Here is a 23,681-nt window from a genome sequence, read left to right as displayed (position 1 = left end):
CCCAGCCCAACAGTTTTCCTCTCTGAAGGTTCAACACACACTCAGCCCGATCATTGTTTCTTTAACTATTCTCTTTTCAACTATTTTATTAAATCCTTATATATATATATCATATCCATAAAGATAAGAAATGGTCAACATCAGATTGAATTACGTGATCACATAAGCGGTATATTTTCATTATAGACAGGATGTTGAAATATTATCCAGTTTCCCTTGAGAAAGAGTGATGACTTGATCCACTCCCTTTGCCAAGTGAAGCTGGTGAGTCACCATGACGATGGTGATCCCCTTTTGACGAAGCTGGTGGAAAAGCTGAACAATCTTCATTGAATTTTCTTCGTCAAGGGCTCCGGTTGGTTCATCAGCAAAAATAATTTCAGGTCTGTTCATTAATGCCCTGACCAGGGCAACCCTTCTGTTCTCTCCTCCGCTTAGCTGATGGGGCAAATATTCTGCCTTTTCAGCGATCCCAACCATGTCCAGCAATTCCTTAGCCCGTGCAATATCCTTTGCATGAAAAGAGTGTTGAAGCACTTTTGGCAAAATCACATTTTCCATGACGTTCAGTGTCGGAACAAGACTAGGGAATTGATAGACAAATCCACATCGTTCCCCTCTTATTTTTGTGCGTTCCCTTTCGTTCATATTTGAAACAGGGACAAGGTCAAAATAAATTTCCCCTTCAGAAGGAGTTTCTATCAGACCGGCAATGGCAAGGAGGGTGGATTTCCCGCTTCCGGATGATCCGACTACTGCGGTAAAGGTTCCCGGCGGGATATGAAGGTTGATATCAGACAGTGCTTGAACTTTTTCCCCTTTGCCCAATAAGTAGGATTTGGATATATGTTCAAAGGATATCACAGCTATTCCCCCTCCCGAATCAACTGATATGGCTCTTTTTTCATCATTTGATAAATGGGAAGCAAGGCGGCCAATAAGGAAACAAGCAGGATAATGGCAATGACAGCGAAACCTAAGGCCATACCGCTTAGCCAGTCAGGAAACCTCATCGGAAGTTGAATCAATTGGAGAATCAGGATTCGATTATCATACAAAATGGCTCCTGCCAAAAATGCTCCTGCAGCAGCACCTAATAATGAAGTCATCCCCGTTTCCAGCAGCAGCAATTGGAAGGTTGATTTTTTTGAGGCTCCCATTGCCCGCAGCATTCCAATCTCCTTTTTCCTTTCCCCTATAAGCGCCGTATACATGGTCATCACCTGAAAGATATTCATAATCAGAACAAGAAGAATCATCGAGTAACTTAGGAGTTTCATGGGAAACAATTGACGGCTTAATGTTTCCTTTAAAGCGGAACCCTTTACCGCTTCTGCGTCAGAATACTTCTGATTAATATTTAACTGGACAAAGTCAGCGGTCCCCGGTTTTGTTTTTACAAGAATAAGAGAAACGGCATCCTTGGGCATGGCAAGGGCAGGATGATGGTTTTCAGCCAATTTCTTTATCGCATCCATACGGACAAATATGGTTTTGTCTGTGGACATTCCGGTTGGAAATAATACGTTCTTAACTCGAAAAGGATTTCCAAATAAGGTCACCCATTCCTCCACATATGGATTGTCATAGTGATAGATGAAATTCTTACCTCCAGCCTCTGAGCCGATTACAATTTCATTCGGTTGCAGCTCCTTTTTATCGGCCAGCCAGGAAGAAAGGGTAAAATCCTTGTCAGGATCGAAAGCGACAACCGGAAAGTCTCCTTCTGTCCCGCAGCAAACGGTGGAAACCGTGCTTACATACAGCTGAGGAGCGGCAATCTCCACCGAATCAAAGCTTTCTATTTCCTTTACGATGTTTTCCGATAAATATTTATCAGATACAAATCCGGAAATCGCCAAATCTTCTAACTGACGCCCCATTCCCTTTGGTACAACAATAATATCGGCACCAAGTCGCGCAGAACTGGCTTCAAAGCTATTTTCCAGGGAAACGATAAAAAAATAAGCTGAAAATAACACCATCGAAGTGATCGCTGCGCTAACCGAAAGCAAACATGCCCTGACTTTTTTCCTGGTCAGGCTTCTCCACGCCATATGCCATAATCCAATCTTTAAAGGATTCTTCATTTATCAGTTCCCCCAATTAGAGGATGTATATAGACGGAATTAAAGATTTATACGGACAGCCTTCGAGTTCGTTCGTTAGCGTTGGGGCTAAAGAACGGGAATCAGCCCTCAAACTGACTCCGCCTTTGAAATACCCAGATGTTTTTGAGGGCTCCGTTCTTTAGCCTTGAAGCGGACCTGAGTTACTTCCTGACGAACTCGACAAGCAGACGTGTAAATCTTTAATTCCAGATCTATGGTATGATGACGGAAAGGAATAAGCCAGGAGTTGAATACTCCTGACTTATTCTTCTTTTCTCATAGGATTTCCTAATTCTTGGTTTTTAAGAATTCCACTACGGATTTCCTTTGATCTTCACTTACGGTTCCACCCAATGGAGGCATTCCTCCGCGTCCATTGGCTATAATATTTAGAACTTCATCTTCACCTAATTTATTAACAACACCTGTTAAGGCAGGACCTACACTACCTTCAAGATTTTGTCCATGACAGCCGGCACAGCTTTTTCCATATACACTGGCTCCCGCTTCGGCGGAAATGGCAACAGGCGCTGCCCCTCCTGTGGCCTGTTCCCTTTCATCCAAGCCATCAGCCAAAAGAGCATATCCAACGGCCCACACAGCCAATACAACATATACCACGATAAGAAACTTGGGAACCTTCCCGTGCCCCTGTTTCATTCCGTTTACTTCTTCCAGATGGTCTTCATGGTGTTTGTGATCTGACATGTTCATTCCCTCCCCCATATATGCGAATCATCCTATTCATCTTCCAACATCCGGTACTTGATGCCTTCCACATCATCAAATTGACCAGATTTTTTGCACCACCACAATACCAGAACCGATGAACCGACGAAAGAAAAGAAAACGACAAAAAACAATAATACGCTTAAATTCATGGCATCCTCCTATTGTGCCGGGCGTAAGCTCATTAAATAAGCCACGAGATTATTTAAATCTTCTTCACTTAAGTAATCATATGAAGGCATGATGGAGTCAGGAACCAAACTACGAGGATCAAGCAGATGTTCTTTCTGCCATTGTTCATTCCAACGGACTCCCACCCACATCAGATCGGGACCCGTACGATTAGATCCCCATAAGTGGGGCTTATCATACACATAGTCACCAGGCTGACTGACCGGACCCAAATTTTGATTTAAGTCTGCCTTCACAGGACGAACCACCTGGGTATGACAGGTATTACATCCCTCACGAATATATACTTGACGACCAAGGGCCTCCGGTGAACCGGGCTCATAATTTCTTAATTCCGCATTGGCCGTAGGCGTAATCATTTCATCATCTAAAAACGGTAATATAATGGTGGCAAATACCCCCACCATGAATAGAAAAACGGATGCAAAGACGATGCTCCATGTATTTTTTTCAAACAAGACCGTTCCCTCCCCTATAGGTTTTATGAAGTAACTTATGCAATTAAGCAGCCATCGATTTCTTTGTTTCCAAACGTGCACCTGTTGTTACAGTTTTGAAGATATTGTACGCAAAGAAAAACTGTGCAAGGATCATCATTGTACCTCCAACAGCACGAGCTACAAGAAGCGGTTTAATGACCACAAGGGATTCAGTAAATGGATCTCCGTTAATCCATGAGAACCCTTGAATTATTCCTGCAATCCACAGGCTGAAGGCAAAGATAATGAAACCCAGCAGTGAGAACCAATAGTGCCAATTTTGCAGTGACTTACTATACAACTGACGCCCTGTAATTCTTGGAATCGCATAGTAGATGGCAGCAAAGCTGACGAAAGAAAACGCCGCAAAGGGTGCCATATGGGCGTGTCCTACTACCCACTGGGTATACTTTACAACCGCACTGACGGTCATTAAGGATTGGAAAGGTCCCTGTAAACATGCGAGCAAATAAAAGATTGAACCGGTGATGATAAACTTTAAGCCGACATCTTCGGATACTTTATGCCAGGCTCCCTTCATCGTTCCAACAACGTTGGCCAAAACCGTCCAAACCGGAATAATCAATAAGATCGATGGGATGATCCCAGCCTTCATCAACCAAACCGGAATCGGTGCATTCACCAAGTGGTGCGGCCCATTCCAAACATAAAAAGTAGCAATGGTCCAGAAACCAATCAGAGAAAGCTTATGGCTGTATAATGGTTTTCCGGTAAGTTTGGGAAGTAGATAATAAATTTGTCCAATACCAACGGTTGTAAACCATAATCCAATGGCATTATGGCCATAGAACCAGTTCATATTGGCTTGAGGAGCTCCGCCGATCAGTTGGGAAGGAACGTTGCCGACAACATAAACCAACGGAAGCCAAAGGAGTGAACCTACGAAATACCAAATACTAACGTATAATTGCTTTTCTTCCCGCTTGGCGATGGTCATAAAAACGTTAATGGCAACCATCGCCACTCCAACAGCTACGTAAATATCCAAGGGTAAGATCAGTTCTGCATACTCAACACCTGTGGTGATTCCACTAGCAAGAGTAATCACTGCAAGAATAATCAGGATGTTCCATAAAAAACATGTAATGTTCCCCATTCTTTCACTCCATAAAGGGGTACGGAGCAATTTGGGAATCATGTAAAATAATGCGGCAATATAGGTCATGGACAACCAAGCAAAAAGCACCCCATTGGTATGAATCGGACGAATACGACCATATGAAAGCCAAGGAACTCCACCCAAAAAGTTCGGATTAATCTGCTTAATAGCAACGACCAATCCAGCTAACATTGAAATAATGAGCCAAAAAATAGATGAGTACCAAAAATTCTTGGCAGCACTGTTTTCAGCTTTGCTGAACATGAAATACATACCTCCCCCATAAACTTGTAAATGTTTTGACAAAAGTCAATCATTTAAAATCTGTCCCTTTTTATCCCCCTTTCTGTTTTGTAACAGGTTTCAAGATAAAGATAGTCTCTTTTGGAAGTTACCAAAATAAACTAGTCACTATAACATTAGAATACTTCCAAAATATTGGGTGGTCAATGAAGAAATTGTGAACATCATGTGACATTTGTCACCGTTTTTTGCCAGCACCTGTTTTATTACAGTACTTCAATCAATGAATTTACGAATCCTTCAACTTTATAAATTTTTTACATAAAATTCACAAAACTACTTCACAAATTTGTCAATTTTTAACCAAAATTAAGGTTTCATCATAGGCTATAAATAGATGGGATTAAAACAGATATGAAGTTGAAAATACCGTTAAGGTAGGTGAATATTCTTGAGATCACCTTATCGATTTGATCAATGGTTTGAAAAAATGAAACTGGGAATGAAACAACTGCTGCTTCCCCTAATTATTTTCCAATTTATTCGCACAATTCTTCTTCCTACCACTTTTGATGTCATTGTTCTAGGCATTTTATTCCTTCTGTTTTTGACCCTTATCTATGGGTGGATATAAAACAAAAAACCGTTAGTCAGTTAACGGTTCCAAATCTCCCATGGTATATAATTTACCTGTAAGAAAAGTATCAGACTGATAAATGGAATGGATCTCTCTTTCCAGTTTGGTAACGGATTTGATTTCGCTCCATTGACAATTTTTCATATAATACCGGTCAATCAGGCTTATTACCGGTTCCGGGAAGAGTAAAAGAAGATATAAAAGGATCCACTCCTCTTTTTCAAGGGGATGATAATCCTGATAAATCTCCTGCCAACTCTCTCCTATTTCAAATTTCCAATCATAAGCGGACAGGTGATGCCGGTAAAAACTCTTCATATCTCGAATGGGAGAATCCATCCGGCAGTGATGGAGATCAATCCATACCCATTTCCCCTCTGATGTATAAATCATGTTGTTCTGATGAATATGTCCATGGGTAAAACACTTCTTCAGTTTAACTTTTCTTCCTTTGGACCAGTTGAGTAGAATACGATGGGCCTTCTTACCGATTTCCCAAAGGGAAGTAAAATTGGTGGCAAAAACGACATCAAAAGGAGAAGGATACTCCCTGGAACGAGCCACTTGATAGCAGTACTTCATTCTCTTCATTTTCGATTTCCAACGAAAGGCAATTCCCTTCAACCATTCTTCATCCATATAAACACTTTCTTCTGATCCAGTTAAATGATGCATGGTTGCCATTAATCCAACCACTTCTTCTTCCCATTGTTCCTCTAAGATTTCATGTTTTCCTGAAACCCAGGGGGATAGATAATAACATCCTTCATTCCCTGGAACAACCACATCTCCAAACTTATTGGGAATGATTGGACAAAGATGAGTAAAGCCCCTATTGTGCAAATATTGAACGGTGTGAAAGATCCCTTCAATGAAATGCCCCGGCATTTGGGTAAATTTGAGGGCAAACTCTCCCCAATCGGTTGTAATTCTGAAAACATTTCTATGGGGTGCCACTCTGATTGGATATAAATCATACTCCCTGAATACATATTCCTCAATGGATCGTTGTTTCATTTTCATGGTCCATCACATCCCCTCTTCCCATACGGCAAACACTTTTTTGGCTAATTCTTCCCTTTTTTTCTGTTGATGGACCAGTTGTTCCGGAAACCATTTCTTTTCATGAAAACCACCTTTTATTTCCCAATTCATCAGTTCGGTGGGAAAAATTAGATACCCGATCAACGAATAGATTTCCTTGGATGATAAAGACCTTATGCTTCCATAACCCTTTAAGAACGAAGTGACGGGATCAAAATTTTCCAAATTCAGATCTCTTAAAAATGTTAATAAACGGGATAAGCCAGCAGGTGCCCATTCCCATATTTCTTTTAAACCGGTCTTTAGATACCAATAGTCCCCCATTTTTATGATCTGATTGGGATGAAACGGATGAATCCCATTCCATGAAGAATCTCCCTTTTTCATATACTCAACAGCCGTATCTACTCTGTCCAGAAGAGGTTCCCAACCGCAGGTTTGCTTTCTCCAATTCTCGTAAAAATGATTTCTTGCTAAGAAAGGCTGGTTTGTATATTGAAATCGTTTTACCAGCTCCATGGCCAAATGAATACGTGCGGTAATTTCACCTAGAAAGAAGCACGTTTGTTCATCTTTAATCTGAAAAGACTCACCCTCCAACCCATCTGTAACCACGATCTTTTTCCCATGTAATTGAGCATAAGGTTCTCCATCCTTTGTACGGATAAATCTTTCCAGTGTGCGAAATCCCTGCCTCGTCATTTGTTCCCTCCATTGATGGGACCACATGATTTTCTCGAGATCATCAAATACCCTCATCATTTTTGTTCCTTTGTCCGTTTGCAACATCCATTCATCTTTATCTATCGGGATGATTTGATGACAGTGAATTTGGTATTTTTTAAAAATGGGAGTGAACTTTATTTTTTCTGTTTCTCCCACATCGATTCCCCCTAATCTTCGTGAATGGGAATATACAAAACCTGACCTTCTTCCCATTGATCTGATTTTAATCCGTTAGCCAGCATAATCTCTTCAACAGTCAATTGATAACGGCTTGCAATAGAGTTTAAACTTTCATGTTTTTGCGGAATGCATAATTTCAACCGATAGAATTTCTCTCCATTTTGTCCCATAAGGGACATCAAGTATTTTGCGTCAGTTTTTGAAGATTCTCCTTCGGATGATCTTTCACCCACCATTGATGAGCTTTCTGCTTCCATAGTACCAATATGCTTTTGAACAGGTTCTTCCCTAGGAAGGGATTCTTCAGAAAGAGATTCTAATCTTGAAAGATTAGATGATTCCCCTGACGGGGTTTTTATTTTTCTGGAAAAGAAAGAAGATAACTTGATCGGACCTTCACTGGGCCCCTTCTTCTTGCCGATAATGGCTACTTTTACGTCTTTATCTTCCTCTGTCTTACTTTCTTCATCGGTTTGCTCATCTCTAATTTCTTCAATCTGTTCTCCTTCGACTGGTTCTCCTACAACTTCTCTTTCTGGTTCTTCCTCCCTTTCCTCTTCAACTTCTTCACTCTCTTCTTTCCCTTCTTCTTCAGCTTCCTTAGTTTCTTCCCTTTCTTCCTCAGTTTCATCCCTTTTCTCTTTGGCTTCTTTTCTTTCTTCCTCAGTTTCTTCTCCTTCATCTTTCCCCTGTTCTTCTGTCATTTCTGATGTTGTCTCCCGTTCTGTTTCCTTTTCCGACTCAGCCGAATCGGAAAATTGATCCTCATGCTCTTCCCCGGCAACATAGACAAAATGGAAGGGCTCTTGGTAAGATGCGGCCTTTGCTTCTTCTTGATGTTCGATCTCACTATGAATGCCGGAAATGAGAAACTCAGCGGTTACATCCAATTGATGGGATCCCTTTATCTCGTAATCAAAATTATCCACATACACCATCACATCATCTAAGTCCTGTACCCGTTTGCGGGGAACAGTAACTTCAACGGGTATCTTTTGTTCAAGGATCTCCTTATTTTTTAATGTTGAAAAAGCCCCTTCCTCTACGACAAGGGGGTCAAAGTTAAATGGATCCCTTTCATCCTTCCCCTTGATTTTTTTCCCACGGTAGGTCCCGCTTAATACCAAATTCCCTTTGATGGATATGGCGTCTTCCTGTTCAACCACATCAACATCCGGATACAATTCGATATCCACAATCTGACTGATTCCCGGTTTTTCCTTCATTAGACGTACCGTTTCCTTAATATCGAAACTCAGCACCTGCTGTCTATTTTCAGACACGTGATATCCTCCTCCTTTTCTCATACCGTTTCTCCTACAATATATTGAAGTGTCCCATCATTTATACCTTATCTGGAAAATTGGGTCGGCCAATCCGCATAAATTTATCCGATTTCAAGAATAAAGAAAAAGCTTCCACAGTTTTTTCCGTGGAAGCTTTCTTACGTCAGTTACAATTTGGCTACCATTTTCAAATCAAATTTACTTTCCCACTCATCAATCTCCGGAGTGAAGTAGGAGAGCCGTTCCTTTTTGTATTGTTTACTAGAGTATAAAACCAGACGGTCCCGATATCCTATCTCATTTTCAATCTCCTTTAAGGCATCCTCACATTCCTCTTTGTTCCTACCATGGACCATGGTGAAAATATTATATGGCCAATCTTCATAGGTAGGTCTTAAATAGCAATGGGTTACTGCCTTAAAGGAAGCCATCAGACAACCTATTTCTTCAGCCTTATCTGCCGGGATGTTCCAAACTCCCATGCCGTTGGCCAGAAAACCTGCTTCCCGATGGTAGAGAACTGCAGCAAACCGGCGGATGATTCCAGCTTCCTTAAACCGACGGGCCGTTTGCAGAAATTCTTCCTCGGTCACTCCCGCAGCCTCTGCTCTCTCTGAAAAGGGACGTGATTCTATACTTAAATCCTTTTGAAGCTCCCGAATCATTCCTTTTTCAGCTTCGGTAAAATCACAAGTCCTCTGTTTCCTGCTTACTTCCGTATAGGCAGGAGCTTCTTTTCCTTTTGTCACCTTTCCGCTCATATCGAAAAAGACCCCGATCTTAAATAGTTTAAGGGTGGGCAGACAACGAATTGATTTTACCCCTGGGGCCAATTCTCTCAATAACTGGACGGTCCTCTCTAGACCCAAGCGGCTGTGGGCGGGAACGGCAATGGTAAACCATAAATTAAAATCATGATTACGAACATAATTATGGGTGACTCCCGGATGCTGATTGATAACCTCCGCCGCCTGGTCCAAAAGTTCCGGATCCACCTTTGCCGCAACCAGACTGGACTGATATCCCAATGATTTTGTATCAAATATGGCGGATATCTGGCGAATGATCTTCCCCTTCATCCCTTTAATTCGTTCCATTACCTCTTCTTCAGTCATATTCAATTCTTCGGCAATCGCTTGATAAGGTCGTTCCACCAACGGAATCCCTTTCTGCAGGCGATTTAATAATTTTCCATTTATCATATCCAAAGTTTCTGACACCATGATTCTTCCCTGCCTTTATCAATTGTTTTTTTACTGGCAGACCACTTGAAACAACTCCGTTTTGTTTCCGGAGAAGGGGGCCCCTTCTTTCTTATGGATTCTGGCATGATCCTGACTATTGAGCCAATTCTTATAATCCTCTTCCGTTTCCCATTCAGTCATAAGAATATATTCCAATCCATTTTCATTCTGTGTTTTTTTTAATAGTTTAAAAGATATAAATCCTTTAACCTGATCCACCAATCTTGACCGGTTTATAAATTTTTCCTCAAGAAATTGTTCCTGTTCCGGCGGAATGGAAAGGCGAAAAAGTGTGATTACCATTTACTTTACACCACCATTTCGTGGGAACTTTCTAATCCGATTTCTTCATCCGTCAGATAGCATCGGGGATCCGGAGCCCATAAATCGCCAAAAAATGCATCTGCCCTTGCCCTGGAGTTCCCTCCGCAAACTGAAAGCCATTTGCATTGCCGGCATTTTCCTTTTATATGCTCTTCAGGGTAGCTTAATTGTCCGAACAATTCTGATGTGGTTAATATTTCCGTCAGTGTCTTTTCTTTTATATTTCCAAAAGTATATTGAGAGAGAAACATGCTTGGATGAACATTTCCCATATGATCGACGCTGACCAACTTCGGCCCTCCGTCACCCATTTTTACAATTCTTCCCGCATCCTTTGCAAACAGCAGCCGGTATGCCTCCGGAGCCCAATCAGGGTTTTCTTTTTCTATTTTTGAATAGATATATGGAGCATCACAGTAGTTTCCTGCCGTAAGTACCTGAAAGTCAGGTTTCTTCACGGACAACTCCTTGGTCTTTTCATAGATAAAATCCACAGCTTTTCTTGTTTCTTCAAAGGGGATGTCCTCATTGGAAATATCTCTGCCCCTTCCGGAATAGATGAGATGAAAAATATTTATGCGGTCTACTCCTTCTTCCAAAGCCAGATCAAACATTTTGGGAAGATCCTTAATGGTATGCTTCGTCATTGTGTAGCGAAGACCTACGGAAACACCTTCTGAGATCAGATTTCTTACACCCTGCAGAGCCTGTTCAAATGCCCCATTCCCTCCCCTGAAAAAGTTATTCGTTTCACCAATTCCGTCCAAACTGATCCCCACATATTTAAAACCTGCCTCCTTCACTTCCCTTGCCTTTTTCCTGGTAAACAGTGTGCCGTTGGAACTGATAACCGGACGTATTCCTTTAGACGCAGCAAATTCTCCCAGCATAAGAAGGTCATTTCTTAAGAGGGGTTCACCCCCTGAAAAAACAATGACAGGAACCCCCATTTCTGCGAGATGAGAAATAAACTCCTTGGCCTGCTCATGGGTTAATTCTCCCGGGAGAGGTTCTCTTACAGCTCCATAATAACAATGTTTACAGGCCAAATTGCATTGGCCGGTGGTATTCCACTCAACTAGAGGAACCAGGTCAGGTTTCCCATCCTGATGTACTTTTCTTGCCCTGCGATTCTCATCTGCTTCGTACCTCAGCTTTTTGGGGCGGTTGTCTATTCCCGCCACCAGCCTCGTCATATCAATCACAAGAGATACCCCCTGTAGCTAAAAAAGTTGCCCGATGGTTTTATCCCTACATTTTTTATGGTTTTTCTCACATAAACCCCGTCCGGATTCCCGTCATATAAAGGCCTGATGTCTAATACGCTGATCGTTCCTTCCCCCATGCTGTCCACGAAACATTTACTGCCGTCATGGGTGATTTGCGGATGCATCGGCATCTCTCCAACGGCTACCCGGCGGACCACCTCATAAGTTTCCGTATCGACGATAGAAACACAGTTTCCTTTGTATGCATCAAAAATGACATATTGTCCATCTTTAGTAACATCTACAAATCCTTGAGGAGTTCCAAGATCAATTGTGCGAATGAGGGAGGCTTTTTGAATATCAATCACGGACGCAATATTTTCCTTACGTGAGGGAACAAAACACTTGATAGACCCATCCCGAATGACAAACTTACCACCATGGGGATTATAACCGGTTGGTACATTGGCTATTTGTCGATTGTTCAATACATCAATAAAAGTGACAAATTTTTCATCAGCATGATTTACCTGCAGCATCTGCAGTTCTTTGCAGAAAACCATATCATGGGGATGTTTTCCAACGGGAATTTCCTGCTTGATTTCAAAGGGAGGGTAACCGCTTATCTGGACAACCTTATTTTGGTCAGAAACGGCCACCCACAGGTCATTTTTCGAGTCAACCACTAGTCCGCCGCATTTGCCTAAGGGAATCTTAGCCTTCAGGAGAAGTTCCGGCTTTTCTCCCCACTGTGTATCAAATACCATAATCCCAGGCAGATTTTCTCCAGGGATTTCACCATAGCTGCCAATAAACAGATACCGGCCATCCCTGCTTAAATTAACACCAACGCTTCCTTTGGCTATTCCCTTTTCCACATATTCAGTTTCAAGGGTCTGTAAGTTGACCACTTCAATGGTGGACCGGACAATAAATGATAAATAGGTCCATTTTCCGTTAGGATGAAACGTTGCCTTGTGGGGATATTCACCTTCACCCACATGTTTGATGAATTCTTCCGTTTCAACGTCAATTACCGCGAATCCTGTGTCCCCAGCATTTTTGACAAACATGAGTGATCCAGCCAATCCATTTTTTTGCAAAACCTCTATTGACATGTTACCCCTCCTCTTCCCGATTTTTTGTTCCATCTTTCGGATGTGTAGAAATTGTGAAGAACCTTCTAGTTGGATGCTACCATCATCCCATTTCGACCAATGTGATTTATGTCACAGAAATATCAGAATAACGGTACAAAAAAAATCTTGTCACAAAAATGACAAGATTTCCTTTAACAACTGTTTACCGTTTCCTCAATCCATTTGCTGATTAACGGGTGAGGAAGCAAAGTCTCTCCACTGTATACACAGGAATAAGATTTTAGCTTGGCAGGAATTACATGCTTCGTAAAATAACCGATGCTTAAGAAAACGGGAACAACAATCATCCGGTCTCCTTTTATTTTTTCAAGACGGGCCAAAAGGTTATCTGGCCGAAGGGTAGCATATGACACCTGTAAAAAATTAATCCTTTTCTGTACACGATGTGACAATCGGTACAGCATTTTCTCCCATAGTTCATAAAAACCGGGAATCTCGCTACCATGAGCCACCAGGAGTAGCGATTCCTTGGAAGGATCGTTTGATAGTTTATGAATTCGGTCACATATAATATCGGTCATGTAAGGATGGCTATCAAAGGCTGGGCCCCAAATAATTTCTGCCTGAGAAGAAATTTTCTCTATATCTGTCGGGACTGCAGAATGAGAAATGATACCTAGGGCATATTTGATCTCCTCAAGGTGGGTGCTGCCTAAACAAACAAACAAAGGAATAACCAAGATTTGTTTTACACCCTGTTTTTCCAACTCAGCCACACCATCAGCGATACTTTTGTTCGGTACCCACTCCAAAAAGGCAACCGCTCTCGGCAATGGCAGTTTTGCTTGAGCCACCGCTTCTTCAATATATCGATTCCATTGGCCATTGGATGAACCGTGGGAAATGACAAGTACTCCGGTCTTATCCACAAGAACTCTCCTCGTTTCAAATCTTATTGTCCTAAATTTTTGCCGTTAGACTTTCAATTCGGAAAGGAGCCCTCTGAAGAAGTTCACCAATGGACTGTTTATCCAGAGATTCTTCCGAAATGGTCAGATCTGCCTTACAACCGTAACCTTCTAAAACAGACTCGGTACTTGTACCCAAGCATACAACCGCAATGTCTTGAAACAATGAATCAAAATGGTGCTCCCCAAACGCTTGAAAGAAAGTGGTTACTGATGAAGGATCGGTAAAAACAACCATATGAAGGGCCTTATCTTCACTCAGCTGTTTAATCTTGTCGATCTCTTCATCACTGATCACTCTTCTATACAATGAGAGTGAAACTGAAAATTTAATATGGCGGGAACCGGCCTTAGATAGATCATTCATATTCTTTGAACCAAGATATAAAACCTCATCCTCCGGCATCACCCGGTCCAACCAATCCGAGAAAGCAAAAGGGATAAATCCCCTGTCAGATAAAGCTGCTATGCATCGGCCATCTAATCCGACGAATCCGGCGGAAATAGAACGAATATCCAAGGATAATTTTTTAAAATGTCGGAAGAAATAGGACATGGTGATAACATCGGAAAAAACAATCCACCGAAAACGACCAATCTGCATTAGTATGTCACGAATCTGGTTTTCTTCCTCTTCGGAAACGGAGACAACTTCTTGGAAATTTACAACCTCTCCACCAAGTTCTTCAATTACATCTTCAATATTTTGATCCAAATCACCCGCATTCCTGATTCCACGGGGAAGAAGAACGGTTTTTCCAAAAAACGGCTTAGTTTCAAACCATGCCAATTTATTACGCAATCGGACATTCTCTCCAACAAGGATTATGGCTGGTGCCTTAAACTGGGCCTTTTCCACTCTTTCCACGATATTTCCCAAATTGCCAATTAAGGTTTCCTGCTTGCTGAAAGTGCCCCAACGCACCAGAGCAACCGGTGTCTCCGAAGATCGCCCGTATCTTAATAGCTGCTGTTGAATAAAAGGAAGATTAGTCACACCCATATAAAATACCAAGGTCTCAATACCTTTAGCTAAATATTCCCAGTTGATATCTGGTGCCTTACCCGTTTTGGTATGACCGGTTATAAAAGCAACTGTTGTATTCATATCCCGGTGAGTCACCGGTATCCCCGCATATGCAGAAGCAGCAATACCTGAAGTAACTCCCGGTACAATCTCAAAAGTAATTCCATGGCTCAGGCAAAACTCCGCCTCTTCACCAACCCGGCCAAATACGCTGGGATCCCCTCCCTTTAAACGGACCACCAGTTTCCCCTGTTTTGCATGATGCACCAAAATACGATTAATTTCATCTTGAGGAATGTCATGCTTGTCCGGCAATTTACCACAATAGATTTGTTCCGCATCCTCCCTTATATATTTCAGGAGCCTCGAATTTACCAAGCGGTCGAACACAACCACGTCCGCTCTGGATAAAATCTCCTTTCCCCGAATGGTAATTAATTTAGGGTCACCGGGACCGGCACCCACAAAATATACTTTTCCTCCTCCGCCATCCATACGCTTGTCCTCCCTTTCATCTGCATCTTAACACTGTCAACTCTTTACCGTCAATTTACAGATCAATGAACATTTTACATCAATCCACAATAATGACAGTATGATATAATGATATAAAATATAACGGGCTTTATTTCATCCGGTACATGGAAGTGAGTTTATGGATATCCAAACACCTATCATGATCAACCTAAAAGACAGGCCTTGTGTGGTTGTCGGTGGAGGAAGAGTAGCAGAAAGAAAGGTTATGACTCTTCTAGATTCGGAGGCAAAAATTACCGTCATCAGCCCGACTCTTTCTGCTGGTCTTGTGTTATTGTCCAACCGTTTTTCTTATTACAAACGCACCTATCTTCCCGGCGATGTAGAGGGAGCTTTTTTAGTCGTTGCCGCTACCGATAACAGGGAAATCAATCAACAAATATATGAAGAAGCTAAAACATCAGTACCATTGCTTAATATTGTCGATCAACCGGAACTCTGTACTTTTTTCTTTCCCGCAGTCATGAAACAGGGTCCTTTACAAGTTGCCGTTTCTACCGGCGGTACAAGCCCGGCCTTGGCCAGAAAAATCCGCCGGGAACTGGCAGAAATTTTCGGAGGAGAATATGAGGCATTTCTAAACCGTCTATCACTCCTTCGAAAACAGTTGATGAAAGAAATCAACAATCCTGAAAAACGAAATGAAATTCTTACTCGTCTCGTTAACAGTAACTTATTAGAACTTTATAGACAAAATGACCAGGAACGAGCTGAAGAGATGATTCAACGGGTGATTTCCGAATGCAAAACTCAACTTACGGACGTGTAATCTATAGGTCCGCTTCTATACATCATCTCAATTGTTTCATGGCATAGTAACTGGCTTCAATTGTTCTCTCAATATCTTCATCCGTATGGGCAGTGGATACGAACATTCCCTCAAATTGTGAAGGAGGTAGAGAAATTCCCTGGTCCAACATCAGGGCAAAATATTTGGCAAAGCGGGTTAAATCAGAGGATTTCGCCTTTTCATAATTGGTCACTTCTTCGCCTGTGAAGAACAGGCAAACCATTGAACCCACCCGATTGATATGATGGGAAATATTCAATTCTTTCGCATTTCTGGCTAATCCCTCTGCCAATTTTGCTGATTTCCTCTCTAATTCCTCATATACCCCACCCTGGCCCAGTTCCAGGAGGGTTGTATATCCGGCAACCATGGCTAATGGGTTTCCAGACAAAGTACCGGCTTGATAAATGGATCCAGCAGGAGCAATATGCTCCATGATTTCACGTTTTCCCCCATATGCCCCCACAGGCAGTCCGCCGCCAATCACTTTTCCAAGTGTGGTTAGATCAGGCGTAATGCCATATTTCCCTTGGGCACAGTGATAATCTACCCGAAACCCTGTCATCACTTCATCAAAAATCAGAAGGGTTCCATAGGATTGGGTGATCTCTCTCAAGCCTTCCAGAAACCCTGGTACTGGAGGAACCACTCCCATATTTCCAGCCACCGGCTCCACAATCACCGCTGCCAGGTCTTCCCCATATTTCTCGAAAGCCAATTTCACACTGTCCAAGTCATTATAAGGAACAGTAATGGTATGTATAGCGGTAGATTCCGGTACACCCGGGCTGTCCGGCAATCCCAGTGTAGCCACTCCGGAACCGGCTTTAATCAAAAGACTGTCAGCATGGCCATGATAGCATCCTTCAAATTTCATAATTTTGTTCCGCTTAGTATATCCCCTTGCCAAACGCAAAGCGCTCATCGTTGCTTCTGTCCCCGAGTTCACCATTCGGATCAATTCAACAGAAGGCACAATTTCTGTAACCAACTTGGCCATGTCGGTCTCAAGTTGGGTTGGTGCTCCAAAGCTTGTCCCTTTTTCAGCCACTTCTTGAATCGCGGAAATCACCCTAGGATGGGCATGTCCCAAAATAAGCGGTCCCCAGGACCCAACGTAATCAATATACTCATTTCCATCCACATCATATACTTTTGAGCCCTTCCCTCGTTCCATGTATACCGGATTTAACCCAACGGACTTGAAAGCGCGAACCGGACTGTTCACCCCTCCAGGTATATACTTCTTTGCTTCAGCAAATGATATAATGGATGTTTCATAACTCCTTGCCACGTGGAATCCCTCCATTAATATTTATACAAAAATAACTATAGATGTGGAATTAAAGATTCCCACGTCGCTAGTCGAGTTCGTGCATAGAAGTGATTCAGGTCCGCTTCAAGTCTAAAGAACGGAGCCCTCAAAAACATCTGGGTATTTCAAGGACGGAGTCAGTTTGAGGGCTAATTCCCGTTCATTAGCCCCTCCGCTCAGTACGAACTCGAAGGCTGTCCTTAGTGAATTCTTTAATTCCGTCTATATCGCTCACTTTTGCTTGAGCCATTTCGCCACATCTTTGGCATGATAGGTTAAGATGAGATCGGCTCCTGCCCTTTTCATTCCTGTCAGCAATTCCAATACAACAGACTCTTCGTTAATCCAGCCATTCGCACTTGCGGACTTAATCATGGAATACTCTCCACTTACATTATAGGCTGCAACCGGAAGATCAAATTGATCCTTCACCTGGCGAATAATATCCATGTAAGCCATAGCAGGTTTTACCATTAAGATATCTGCCCCCTCCTTTACGTCAGAAGCAGCTTCCCTTAAAGCTTCCCTTCCATTGGCAGGATCCATTTGATAAGTTCTTCTATCACCAAATTGGGGTGCAGAATGGGCCGCATCCCGAAATGGACCATAAAACGAAGAAGCATATTTAACGGCATAGGACATGATCGGGATTTCTGTAAAACCCGCTTCATCTAATCCGTGCCGGATAGCGGTCACGAACCCGTCCATCATATTGGATGGAGCAATCATGTCGGCACCTGCTGTGGCCTGTGACACGGCGGTCTTTACCAATAACTCAAGGGATGGATCATTTAAAATCCGTCCATCATCAACCACACCGCAGTGTCCATGATCCGTATATTGACATAGACAGGTGTCAGCAATGACCAGTAATTCCGGCTTCATTTTTTTAATTTCATAGGTAGCCCGCTGAACAATGCCATCTTCTGCATAGGCTTGAGAACCTGTTTCATCCTTATGGTTTGGAACGCCAAAAAGAATCACTGCTTCAATTCCCAATTGAATAATTTCTTCAATTTCTTCCCTTAATCGGTCCAGAGAAAAGTGAAATACCCCTGGCATGGAGGGGATTTCTTCTTTTATATTTTCCCCTTCAACAACAAATAACGGGTAGATCAGATCATGAACGGTCAGCTGATTTTCACGAACCAGTTTTCTTAAGGTTTCACTACCTCTCAATCTTCTGTGACGGTCAAAGTGAATAGTCATTTTTATCCCCTCCTATATATTTTTTATCGCATCCAACAACCCTTCCATGGTAGAAGGTTTTGCTACAGCATCCACCGGTAGACTCAACTCTTTGGCTGTGTTGGCAGTGATAGGACCTATACAGACAATCTTGATGCCAGATATCAGTTCTTCAAGTTTCTCTTCTTCCAAAATCGTGCAAAAGTTTTGAACCGCGGATGAACTGGCAAAGGTAATAATGTGAACCTGCTTTTTCTTTAATAAATCCACTAATTCATCCTTTAATGAGTCGGCAATTACTGTCTCATAGACATCCACTTCGGTCACCTGCACGCCCCTTCTTCTCAGCTCTTCAGGAAGAAGCTTGCGGGCAATATTGGCTCTGGGAAGCAAAACCTTTTGTCCAGGTTTTAAGTAATCTTCCATCTCTTGCAAAAATCCTTCAGCCTGATATGTAGTTGGAACCCAATGAACCTCCAGCTTATTTTTCCTGAGAACATCAGCCGTTTTGGGCCCGACGGCTGCGATATTTATTCTAGACAAAACTTGGATATCGAAAGAAAGCTTTTCTAAGCGATTTAAAAAAAATCGAACCCCATTCACGCTCGTAAAAATAACCCAATCAAATTGTTCCAGGTGATAAATGGCCAGATCCAGGGCGACCGTATCCTTGGGTGGGATGACCTGAATTAAAGGAAATACAGCGGGTTCACCGCCCAGTTCCCTTATTTTTGCAGATACACCATCGGTCTGGGCTTTCGCTCTGGTGATCAGTATTTTTTTTCCTGTTAAAGGAAATAGATCCCTATTCCTCATTTGATTCTATCCTTACCTTCGACAAAATCTCGCTGGCACCGAGGCTTAACAGCTTTTCTGCTAAGCTTCTTCCCAACTCCTCAGGATGATTTCCGTTCATCTGCTCATGAAGCAAAATTTCTCCATCCGGAGTACCCACAATCCCTGTCAATTGGTACTCCTCTCCTAACTTGATGCAGTAAGCACCAATTGGAACCTGGCATCCCCCCTGCAATTGATGGAGAAATGCTCTTTCAGCCCTGGTGGTTTCAGCCGTTACCGTGTCATTGATTTTTTCTAAAAGAGAAATAATTTCCTCATCCTTTTCCCTGCACTGAATTCCTAGGGCTCCTTGACCAACAGCAGGAATGGAAACCCCTTCGGATAGGAACTGGGTGATTATGTGTTCCCACCCTAAACGAATCAGTCCTGCCGCAGCCAACATAATGGCATCCAAGTTTTCTTCCTCCAGCTTTCTTATCCTTGTATTTAAGTTTCCACGAATGGAACGGATTTCAAGGTCAGGGCGCAGCTTTTTCAACTGGGCTGCCCGGCGAAGGCTACTGGTCCCGATCACAGCCCCATCAGGCAATTGATCCAATGTCTTATGATCCTTTGAAATTAAACAATCCCTTGGGTCCACCCTTTTGGGAACAGAGCCAAGTGTCAAACCCGGCGGCATTTCTGCAGGCATATCCTTCATACTATGAACGGCAAAATCAATTTCCCCGTCCAAAAGAGCCTGTTCAATTTCCTTTACAAATAATCCTTTCCCCCCCACTTTGGAAAGAGTCACATCCAATATTTTATCCCCTTTGGTTACGATGGTTTTTATTTCAAATTGATAGGGAAGTCCAAGGGATTTTAACTGGTTAATTACCCAATTCGTCTGATTTAATGCCAATTCGCTTTTTCGTGAACCAACAATGATGGTTTTCATCAGGGGCCTCCTTAAACGAGATTTGTATCTAAAACCACAGATGGAAGGATGAGTACAGTCCGGAAACCAGATAATTTAACAGCACCGTGGTAAAGGCCACGATATTCCAAAGGGCCAGCTTCTTGCCCATCCACCTTGAAGTTATCCTTTGATAAAGGGAAAACCCAAAGGCAAATAAAACAATAAGTGACATCAGCACCTTAGGGTCATACCAAAAAGGACCGGGGACTTTAACAGTAGCCCATATGATGCCTAAGATTAATGAAAGCAACAAAATGGGGATTCCGATCACATTCAACCGAAACGAGAAAAGTTCCAGCTGATCCAAACTGGGTAAGCGGCGCAATAATGGCGTCCATTGTTTCTTCTTAAGCATTTTATTTTGAATGAGATACATCATAGAAAAAATAAAGGATAAAGAAAATGCACCATAACTTAAAAGGGCCATGGTGATATGAATAAATAGGAGCTTTGAAGTTAATTGTTCAGTAACAACAGGGGATGTATCATGACTGGCAAACAGATTTAGGGCAAGAACGGAAAAACCGATGACATTCGTAAAGAAAACAAATAAATCCATTTTAAAAAAATAGTTTAAGATCAAAGATAGAGTAACTAGAATCCATGAATAAAAAAATAATGTTTCAAATAAAGTTAATACCGGAAAATAGTCTTTTTCCAGCATACTGAACATAAAGAAGGCCGTCTGCATTCCCCAGACAACAGCAAGCAACCAAAAGGCAACTCGATTCGCCCTTTGGTTGCTACTAAGAAAATCGGCAAAATAGAAAAGTACACTTAGCGCATACATATAGATCATCACATCATATAGCCAACCTAATGCTAACACGTGACATACTCCCTTCTCTAGGAGTGGACGGTTATCTTAGCCGCCGCGATGGTTTTACTGTTCACTTGTTGTTCCTTTGATGATGTTAACACCTGTTTTTTTTCTTCCTTCTCCACTTGTTCTTCCAGGGCAAATATTTTACTAAACATTTCCAACGCTTCATCTCCATTGGATTCCGCAGACATTTCTTTAATCCTCAGGATTGGATCCCTTAGAAGTTGGTTTACAATACTCTTTGTATGCTTTTTTAAGATTAATACTTCCCTATCCGTCAGGTTGGGCATCTTATTTAAAATACTTTGCATGGTTTCTTCCTGAATCGCCGTCGCCTTTTTCCGGAGGGATGTAATCAGCGGCACGACTCCAAGGGTATTTACCCAGTTCTTAAAGGCCACCAATTCCTCCTCAATCATGGCTTTAATTCTTTCTGCTTCTTTAGCCCTTTCCTGGAGATTTGCTTCCACGATCCCTTCCAGATCATCTATATCATACAGATACACATTGTCCAATTCATTGATAGCGGGGTCCAAATCACGAGGTACGGCAATATCAATTAAAAACAGCGGTCGATGATTACGCGCTTTTAAAACTTTTGATATATCCTCTTTCGTTACCACATAATGGTTAGAACCAGTAGAACTGACCACAATATCAGCATGAATCATGACATGATTTAACTGCTCCATCGTAAAAGCTTTTCCGCCGAATTGGGAGGATAATTTCTCCGCCCTTTCCAATGTCCGGTTGACCACCATAACATTCTTTGCCCCATTGGCATGGAAGTGTTTCGCCGTCAATTCACTCATTTCCCCGGCACCAATGACTAACACAGACTTTTCAGAAAAAGAACCAAATATTTTTTTCCCTAACTCAACGGCAGCATAACTGACGGAAACGGCATTTTCGCCGATTTGTGTCTCTGAATGGGCTTTCTTTGCCAATGTTACTGCCTGTTTAAACAATGTGTTTAATAAGGAACCGGTGCTTTGGCAACTCTGGGCTGTAAACCACGCTTCCTTCACTTGACCAAGGATCTGGGTCTCTCCCAAAACCATGGAGTCCAAACCACAGGTTACCCTAAACAGGTGGATAATCGCTTCATCGTCCTTTAACAAATATAGATACTTTGAAAATTCCTTTTTGGGTATTCCAAACCATTCGCTTAGAAATATCTTTGGGGTTTCTTCACCAGAATGAAGGTAATCCACCACCAAATACAACTCCATCCGGTTACAGGTACTTAAAATGACACATTCCAGTATACTTTTTGTGTTTCTCAGTTGAGTAAGGGCATGTGGAAGCAGGTCAGCCTGAAAAGCAAACTTCTCCCTAATCTCAACCGGTGCAGTTTTATAGTTTAATCCGATTGTCAGAATGTGCATACGAAACACCCCAAAACGATTCGTAGTAGTCCTATTTTACCCTTGAATCATTATAACATTTATGTCTGCAAAATTTCAGCAGAAATTGTGAACAGAAATTGAAATGATTTCATAAGATATCACAGGCAAAAGCCCAGGACAGGAGGTTTTTATCATGAAAAAAGTAAATTTTTTGGTTATTTTATCACTTCTTTTCGTCTCCCTTGCCATCTTTGTTGGCTGCTCTTCTGGGAAGGAGCAAAATCAAGGGGCGGAAAAAACAAAAATCAGATTGTTTGAAGTCACCCGTTCCATTTTTTACGCCCCGGAGTATATTGCCTTAACTCAAGGACTATTTGAAGAAGAAGGACTGGAGGTAGAACTAACCACTGCCTTCGGAGGGGACAAAACGATGACAGCCCTGTTAAGCGATAATGCCGACATCATTCTTGTCGGATCAGAAACGACCATCTATGTCTACAATCAGGGAACCAGTGATCCGGCTATTAATTTCGCCCAATTAACCCAAACCGATGGATCATTCCTTGTTTCCAGAGAACCCATTGAAAAATTTACTTGGGATATGCTGAAAGGAAAAATTCTTCTGGGTCAGCGCAAAGGCGGCATGCCGGAAATGGTAAGCGAATTCGTGCAAAAGAAAAATGGCATTATCCCATTTAAGGATGTTGAAATCATTCAAAATGTAGACTACGCCAACCTCGGAAGCGCATTTGCATCGGGAACAGGTGATTTCGTGCAGCTCTTTGAACCGGTGGCTTCCAAGCTGGAATTGGAAGGAAAGGGATACGTTGTTGCCTCTTTCGGTGTGGAAAGCGGAAAACTTCCCTACACGGTCTTTATTGCAAAGAAAAGTTTTCTCGATAAAAAGCCGGATGTAGTCCAAAGCTTTACCAACGCCATATATAAAGCACAGATTTGGGCCCAGTCCCATTCTGTGGAAGAAATTGCCGACGCCATCTCCCCCTATTTTCAGGAGATTGATCGAACCACAATGCTAAAGGTTGTAGACCGCTATAAATCCCAAGGCTCATGGGCAACCGATCCCATTCTGGATGAAGAAGAATACCGCAATTTGGAAGCCGTGATGGAGAGCGCCGGTGAATTAAACAAAAAAGCCCCCTATAATGAAATAGTTAACACAACCTTCGCCAAAAATGCTATGAAAAATATCACACAGTAAACTATAGATGTGGAATTAAAGATTCACACGTCCCCTTGTCGATTTCGTGCATAGGAAACTTACTTCATGTGGAGTGTTCTTTTCCA

At 42.2% G+C, this 23,681-nt stretch carries 24 protein-coding genes; 3 read left to right on the top strand and 21 right to left on the bottom strand.

The genetic code is table 11. The features are described from left to right. Window positions 1-180: 180 nt before the first annotated feature. The 6 genes from L1765_RS01610 to L1765_RS01585 all read right to left on the bottom strand — a co-directional run bounded on the left by L1765_RS01610 (window position 181) and on the right by L1765_RS01585 (window position 4,895). Window positions 181-864: an ABC transporter ATP-binding protein gene (locus tag L1765_RS01610; RefSeq protein ID WP_236403714.1), complete on the bottom strand. Its 684-nt coding sequence runs from the start codon at window positions 862-864 to the stop codon at window positions 181-183. A 2-nt stretch (window positions 865-866) separates the two neighbouring features. Beyond that, window positions 867-2,090, bottom strand: a complete 1,224-nt coding sequence (locus L1765_RS01605) for an ABC transporter permease (RefSeq protein ID WP_236403712.1) — start codon at window positions 2,088-2,090, stop codon at window positions 867-869. 309 nt (window positions 2,091-2,399) lie between these two features. Beyond that, window positions 2,400-2,819, bottom strand: a complete 420-nt coding sequence (locus tag L1765_RS01600; protein WP_236403707.1) for a c-type cytochrome — start codon at window positions 2,817-2,819, stop codon at window positions 2,400-2,402. Between the two features lie 32 nt (window positions 2,820-2,851). Then, complete coding sequence (gene ccoS / locus L1765_RS01595) at window positions 2,852-2,992, bottom strand: cbb3-type cytochrome oxidase assembly protein CcoS (protein WP_236403705.1); 141 nt, start codon at window positions 2,990-2,992, stop codon at window positions 2,852-2,854. Window positions 2,993-3,001: 9 nt separating this feature from the next. Next, complete coding sequence (locus L1765_RS01590; protein ID WP_236403701.1) at window positions 3,002-3,490, bottom strand: cbb3-type cytochrome c oxidase subunit II; 489 nt, start codon at window positions 3,488-3,490, stop codon at window positions 3,002-3,004. 43 nt (window positions 3,491-3,533) lie between these two features. After that, window positions 3,534-4,895: a cbb3-type cytochrome c oxidase subunit I gene (locus tag L1765_RS01585; protein ID WP_236403699.1), complete on the bottom strand. Its 1,362-nt coding sequence runs from the start codon at window positions 4,893-4,895 to the stop codon at window positions 3,534-3,536. A gap of 430 nt (window positions 4,896-5,325) precedes the next feature. Between L1765_RS01585 and L1765_RS01580 the strand changes: the two genes are divergently transcribed. After that, window positions 5,326-5,508, top strand: coding sequence for a hypothetical protein (locus tag L1765_RS01580; protein ID WP_236403698.1), 183 nt, complete (start codon window positions 5,326-5,328; stop codon window positions 5,506-5,508). 12 nt (window positions 5,509-5,520) lie between these two features. On the opposite strand, the gene L1765_RS01575 is transcribed toward L1765_RS01580, so the two are convergent. From L1765_RS01575 to cobA, 9 genes are all read right to left on the bottom strand, one after another. Then, a complete protein-coding gene (locus L1765_RS01575) occupies window positions 5,521-6,534 on the bottom strand; it encodes a phosphotransferase (RefSeq protein WP_236403697.1) in 1,014 nt (337 codons plus the stop codon). Between the two features lie 6 nt (window positions 6,535-6,540). Continuing rightward, a complete protein-coding gene (locus L1765_RS01570; RefSeq protein ID WP_236403696.1) occupies window positions 6,541-7,437 on the bottom strand; it encodes a protein kinase family protein in 897 nt (298 codons plus the stop codon). 11 nt (window positions 7,438-7,448) lie between these two features. Beyond that, the gene (locus L1765_RS16060) at window positions 7,449-8,744 is read right to left on the bottom strand and encodes a LysM peptidoglycan-binding domain-containing protein (protein WP_236403695.1); all 1,296 of its coding nucleotides are present in this window, start codon (window positions 8,742-8,744) and stop codon (window positions 7,449-7,451) included. Window positions 8,745-8,914: 170 nt separating this feature from the next. Beyond that, a complete protein-coding gene (ahbA, locus tag L1765_RS01560; RefSeq protein ID WP_236403693.1) occupies window positions 8,915-9,970 on the bottom strand; it encodes a siroheme decarboxylase subunit alpha in 1,056 nt (351 codons plus the stop codon). Window positions 9,971-10,000: 30 nt separating this feature from the next. Further along, window positions 10,001-10,294, bottom strand: coding sequence for an antibiotic biosynthesis monooxygenase family protein (locus L1765_RS01555; protein WP_236403689.1), 294 nt, complete (start codon window positions 10,292-10,294; stop codon window positions 10,001-10,003). 5 nt (window positions 10,295-10,299) lie between these two features. Then, window positions 10,300-11,511: a radical SAM/SPASM domain-containing protein gene (locus L1765_RS01550; RefSeq protein ID WP_236404005.1), complete on the bottom strand. Its 1,212-nt coding sequence runs from the start codon at window positions 11,509-11,511 to the stop codon at window positions 10,300-10,302. A 5-nt stretch (window positions 11,512-11,516) separates the two neighbouring features. Next, a complete protein-coding gene (locus L1765_RS01545) occupies window positions 11,517-12,641 on the bottom strand; it encodes a cytochrome D1 domain-containing protein (RefSeq protein ID WP_236403685.1) in 1,125 nt (374 codons plus the stop codon). A gap of 173 nt (window positions 12,642-12,814) precedes the next feature. Further along, window positions 12,815-13,552, bottom strand: a complete 738-nt coding sequence (locus L1765_RS16055; RefSeq protein WP_236403682.1) for a sirohydrochlorin chelatase — start codon at window positions 13,550-13,552, stop codon at window positions 12,815-12,817. A gap of 31 nt (window positions 13,553-13,583) precedes the next feature. Further along, the gene (gene cobA / locus L1765_RS01535; protein ID WP_236403679.1) at window positions 13,584-15,113 is read right to left on the bottom strand and encodes a uroporphyrinogen-III C-methyltransferase; all 1,530 of its coding nucleotides are present in this window, start codon (window positions 15,111-15,113) and stop codon (window positions 13,584-13,586) included. 160 nt (window positions 15,114-15,273) lie between these two features. On the opposite strand from cobA, the gene L1765_RS01530 reads away from it, so the two are divergent. Continuing rightward, window positions 15,274-15,924: a precorrin-2 dehydrogenase/sirohydrochlorin ferrochelatase family protein gene (locus tag L1765_RS01530; RefSeq protein ID WP_236403674.1), complete on the top strand. Its 651-nt coding sequence runs from the start codon at window positions 15,274-15,276 to the stop codon at window positions 15,922-15,924. Window positions 15,925-15,946: 22 nt separating this feature from the next. Here the strand turns inward: L1765_RS01530 and hemL are convergent, their stop codons facing one another. From hemL to hemA, 6 genes are all read right to left on the bottom strand, one after another. After that, window positions 15,947-17,239, bottom strand: coding sequence for a glutamate-1-semialdehyde 2,1-aminomutase (gene hemL / locus L1765_RS01525; protein ID WP_236403672.1), 1,293 nt, complete (start codon window positions 17,237-17,239; stop codon window positions 15,947-15,949). A gap of 252 nt (window positions 17,240-17,491) precedes the next feature. Next, a complete protein-coding gene (gene hemB, locus L1765_RS01520) occupies window positions 17,492-18,469 on the bottom strand; it encodes a porphobilinogen synthase (protein WP_236403671.1) in 978 nt (325 codons plus the stop codon). A 12-nt stretch (window positions 18,470-18,481) separates the two neighbouring features. Then, window positions 18,482-19,264 (bottom strand): uroporphyrinogen-III synthase, encoded by a 783-nt coding sequence (locus tag L1765_RS01515; RefSeq protein WP_236403670.1) that lies wholly within the window; start codon window positions 19,262-19,264, stop codon window positions 18,482-18,484. After that, window positions 19,254-20,183, bottom strand: coding sequence for a hydroxymethylbilane synthase (hemC, locus tag L1765_RS01510; RefSeq protein WP_236403669.1), 930 nt, complete (start codon window positions 20,181-20,183; stop codon window positions 19,254-19,256). The genes L1765_RS01515 and hemC overlap by 11 nt, the downstream gene beginning before the upstream one ends. Before the next feature lie 28 nt (window positions 20,184-20,211). Beyond that, a complete protein-coding gene (locus L1765_RS01505; RefSeq protein ID WP_236403668.1) occupies window positions 20,212-21,033 on the bottom strand; it encodes a cytochrome C assembly family protein in 822 nt (273 codons plus the stop codon). Between the two features lie 17 nt (window positions 21,034-21,050). Then, window positions 21,051-22,415, bottom strand: a complete 1,365-nt coding sequence (hemA, locus tag L1765_RS01500) for a glutamyl-tRNA reductase (RefSeq protein ID WP_236403667.1) — start codon at window positions 22,413-22,415, stop codon at window positions 21,051-21,053. A 154-nt stretch (window positions 22,416-22,569) separates the two neighbouring features. On the opposite strand from hemA, the gene L1765_RS01495 reads away from it, so the two are divergent. Next, entirely contained in the window at window positions 22,570-23,595 is a 1,026-nt protein-coding gene (locus tag L1765_RS01495; protein ID WP_236403663.1) for an ABC transporter substrate-binding protein, read from the top strand. The last annotated feature ends 86 nt before the right edge of the window (window positions 23,596-23,681 follow it).

It is taken from the genome of Microaerobacter geothermalis, from assembly GCF_021608135.1.
Taxonomy (GTDB): domain Bacteria; phylum Bacillota; class Bacilli; order DSM-22679; family DSM-22679; genus Microaerobacter; species Microaerobacter geothermalis.
Note: the sequence above shows the minus strand (reverse complement) of the source record. Positions and strands in the feature narration are given on the sequence as shown.

Excerpts from the sequence above, each read along its gene's own strand:
- hemB (WP_236403671.1), bottom strand. The coding sequence starts at position 18,469 with ATGACTATTCACTTTGACCGTCACAGAAGATTGAGAGGTAGTGAAACC.
- cobA (WP_236403679.1), bottom strand. The coding sequence starts at position 15,113 with ATGGATGGCGGAGGAGGAAAAGTATATTTTGTGGGTGCCGGTCCCGGT.
- L1765_RS01530 (WP_236403674.1), top strand. The coding sequence starts at position 15,274 with ATGGATATCCAAACACCTATCATGATCAACCTAAAAGACAGGCCTTGT.
- L1765_RS01545 (WP_236403685.1), bottom strand. The coding sequence starts at position 12,641 with ATGTCAATAGAGGTTTTGCAAAAAAATGGATTGGCTGGATCACTCATG.
- L1765_RS01515 (WP_236403670.1), bottom strand. The coding sequence starts at position 19,264 with ATGAGGAATAGGGATCTATTTCCTTTAACAGGAAAAAAAATACTGATC.
- ccoS (WP_236403705.1), bottom strand. The coding sequence starts at position 2,992 with ATGAATTTAAGCGTATTATTGTTTTTTGTCGTTTTCTTTTCTTTCGTC.
- L1765_RS01600 (WP_236403707.1), bottom strand. The coding sequence starts at position 2,819 with ATGTCAGATCACAAACACCATGAAGACCATCTGGAAGAAGTAAACGGA.
- hemC (WP_236403669.1), bottom strand. The coding sequence starts at position 20,183 with ATGAAAACCATCATTGTTGGTTCACGAAAAAGCGAATTGGCATTAAAT.
- L1765_RS01585 (WP_236403699.1), bottom strand. The coding sequence starts at position 4,895 with ATGTTCAGCAAAGCTGAAAACAGTGCTGCCAAGAATTTTTGGTACTCA.
- L1765_RS01555 (WP_236403689.1), bottom strand. The coding sequence starts at position 10,294 with ATGGTAATCACACTTTTTCGCCTTTCCATTCCGCCGGAACAGGAACAA.
- L1765_RS01495 (WP_236403663.1), top strand. The coding sequence starts at position 22,570 with ATGAAAAAAGTAAATTTTTTGGTTATTTTATCACTTCTTTTCGTCTCC.
- hemA (WP_236403667.1), bottom strand. The coding sequence starts at position 22,415 with ATGCACATTCTGACAATCGGATTAAACTATAAAACTGCACCGGTTGAG.
- L1765_RS01605 (WP_236403712.1), bottom strand. The coding sequence starts at position 2,090 with ATGAAGAATCCTTTAAAGATTGGATTATGGCATATGGCGTGGAGAAGC.
- L1765_RS01575 (WP_236403697.1), bottom strand. The coding sequence starts at position 6,534 with ATGAAAATGAAACAACGATCCATTGAGGAATATGTATTCAGGGAGTAT.
- ahbA (WP_236403693.1), bottom strand. The coding sequence starts at position 9,970 with ATGGTGTCAGAAACTTTGGATATGATAAATGGAAAATTATTAAATCGC.
- L1765_RS01550 (WP_236404005.1), bottom strand. The coding sequence starts at position 11,511 with ATGACGAGGCTGGTGGCGGGAATAGACAACCGCCCCAAAAAGCTGAGG.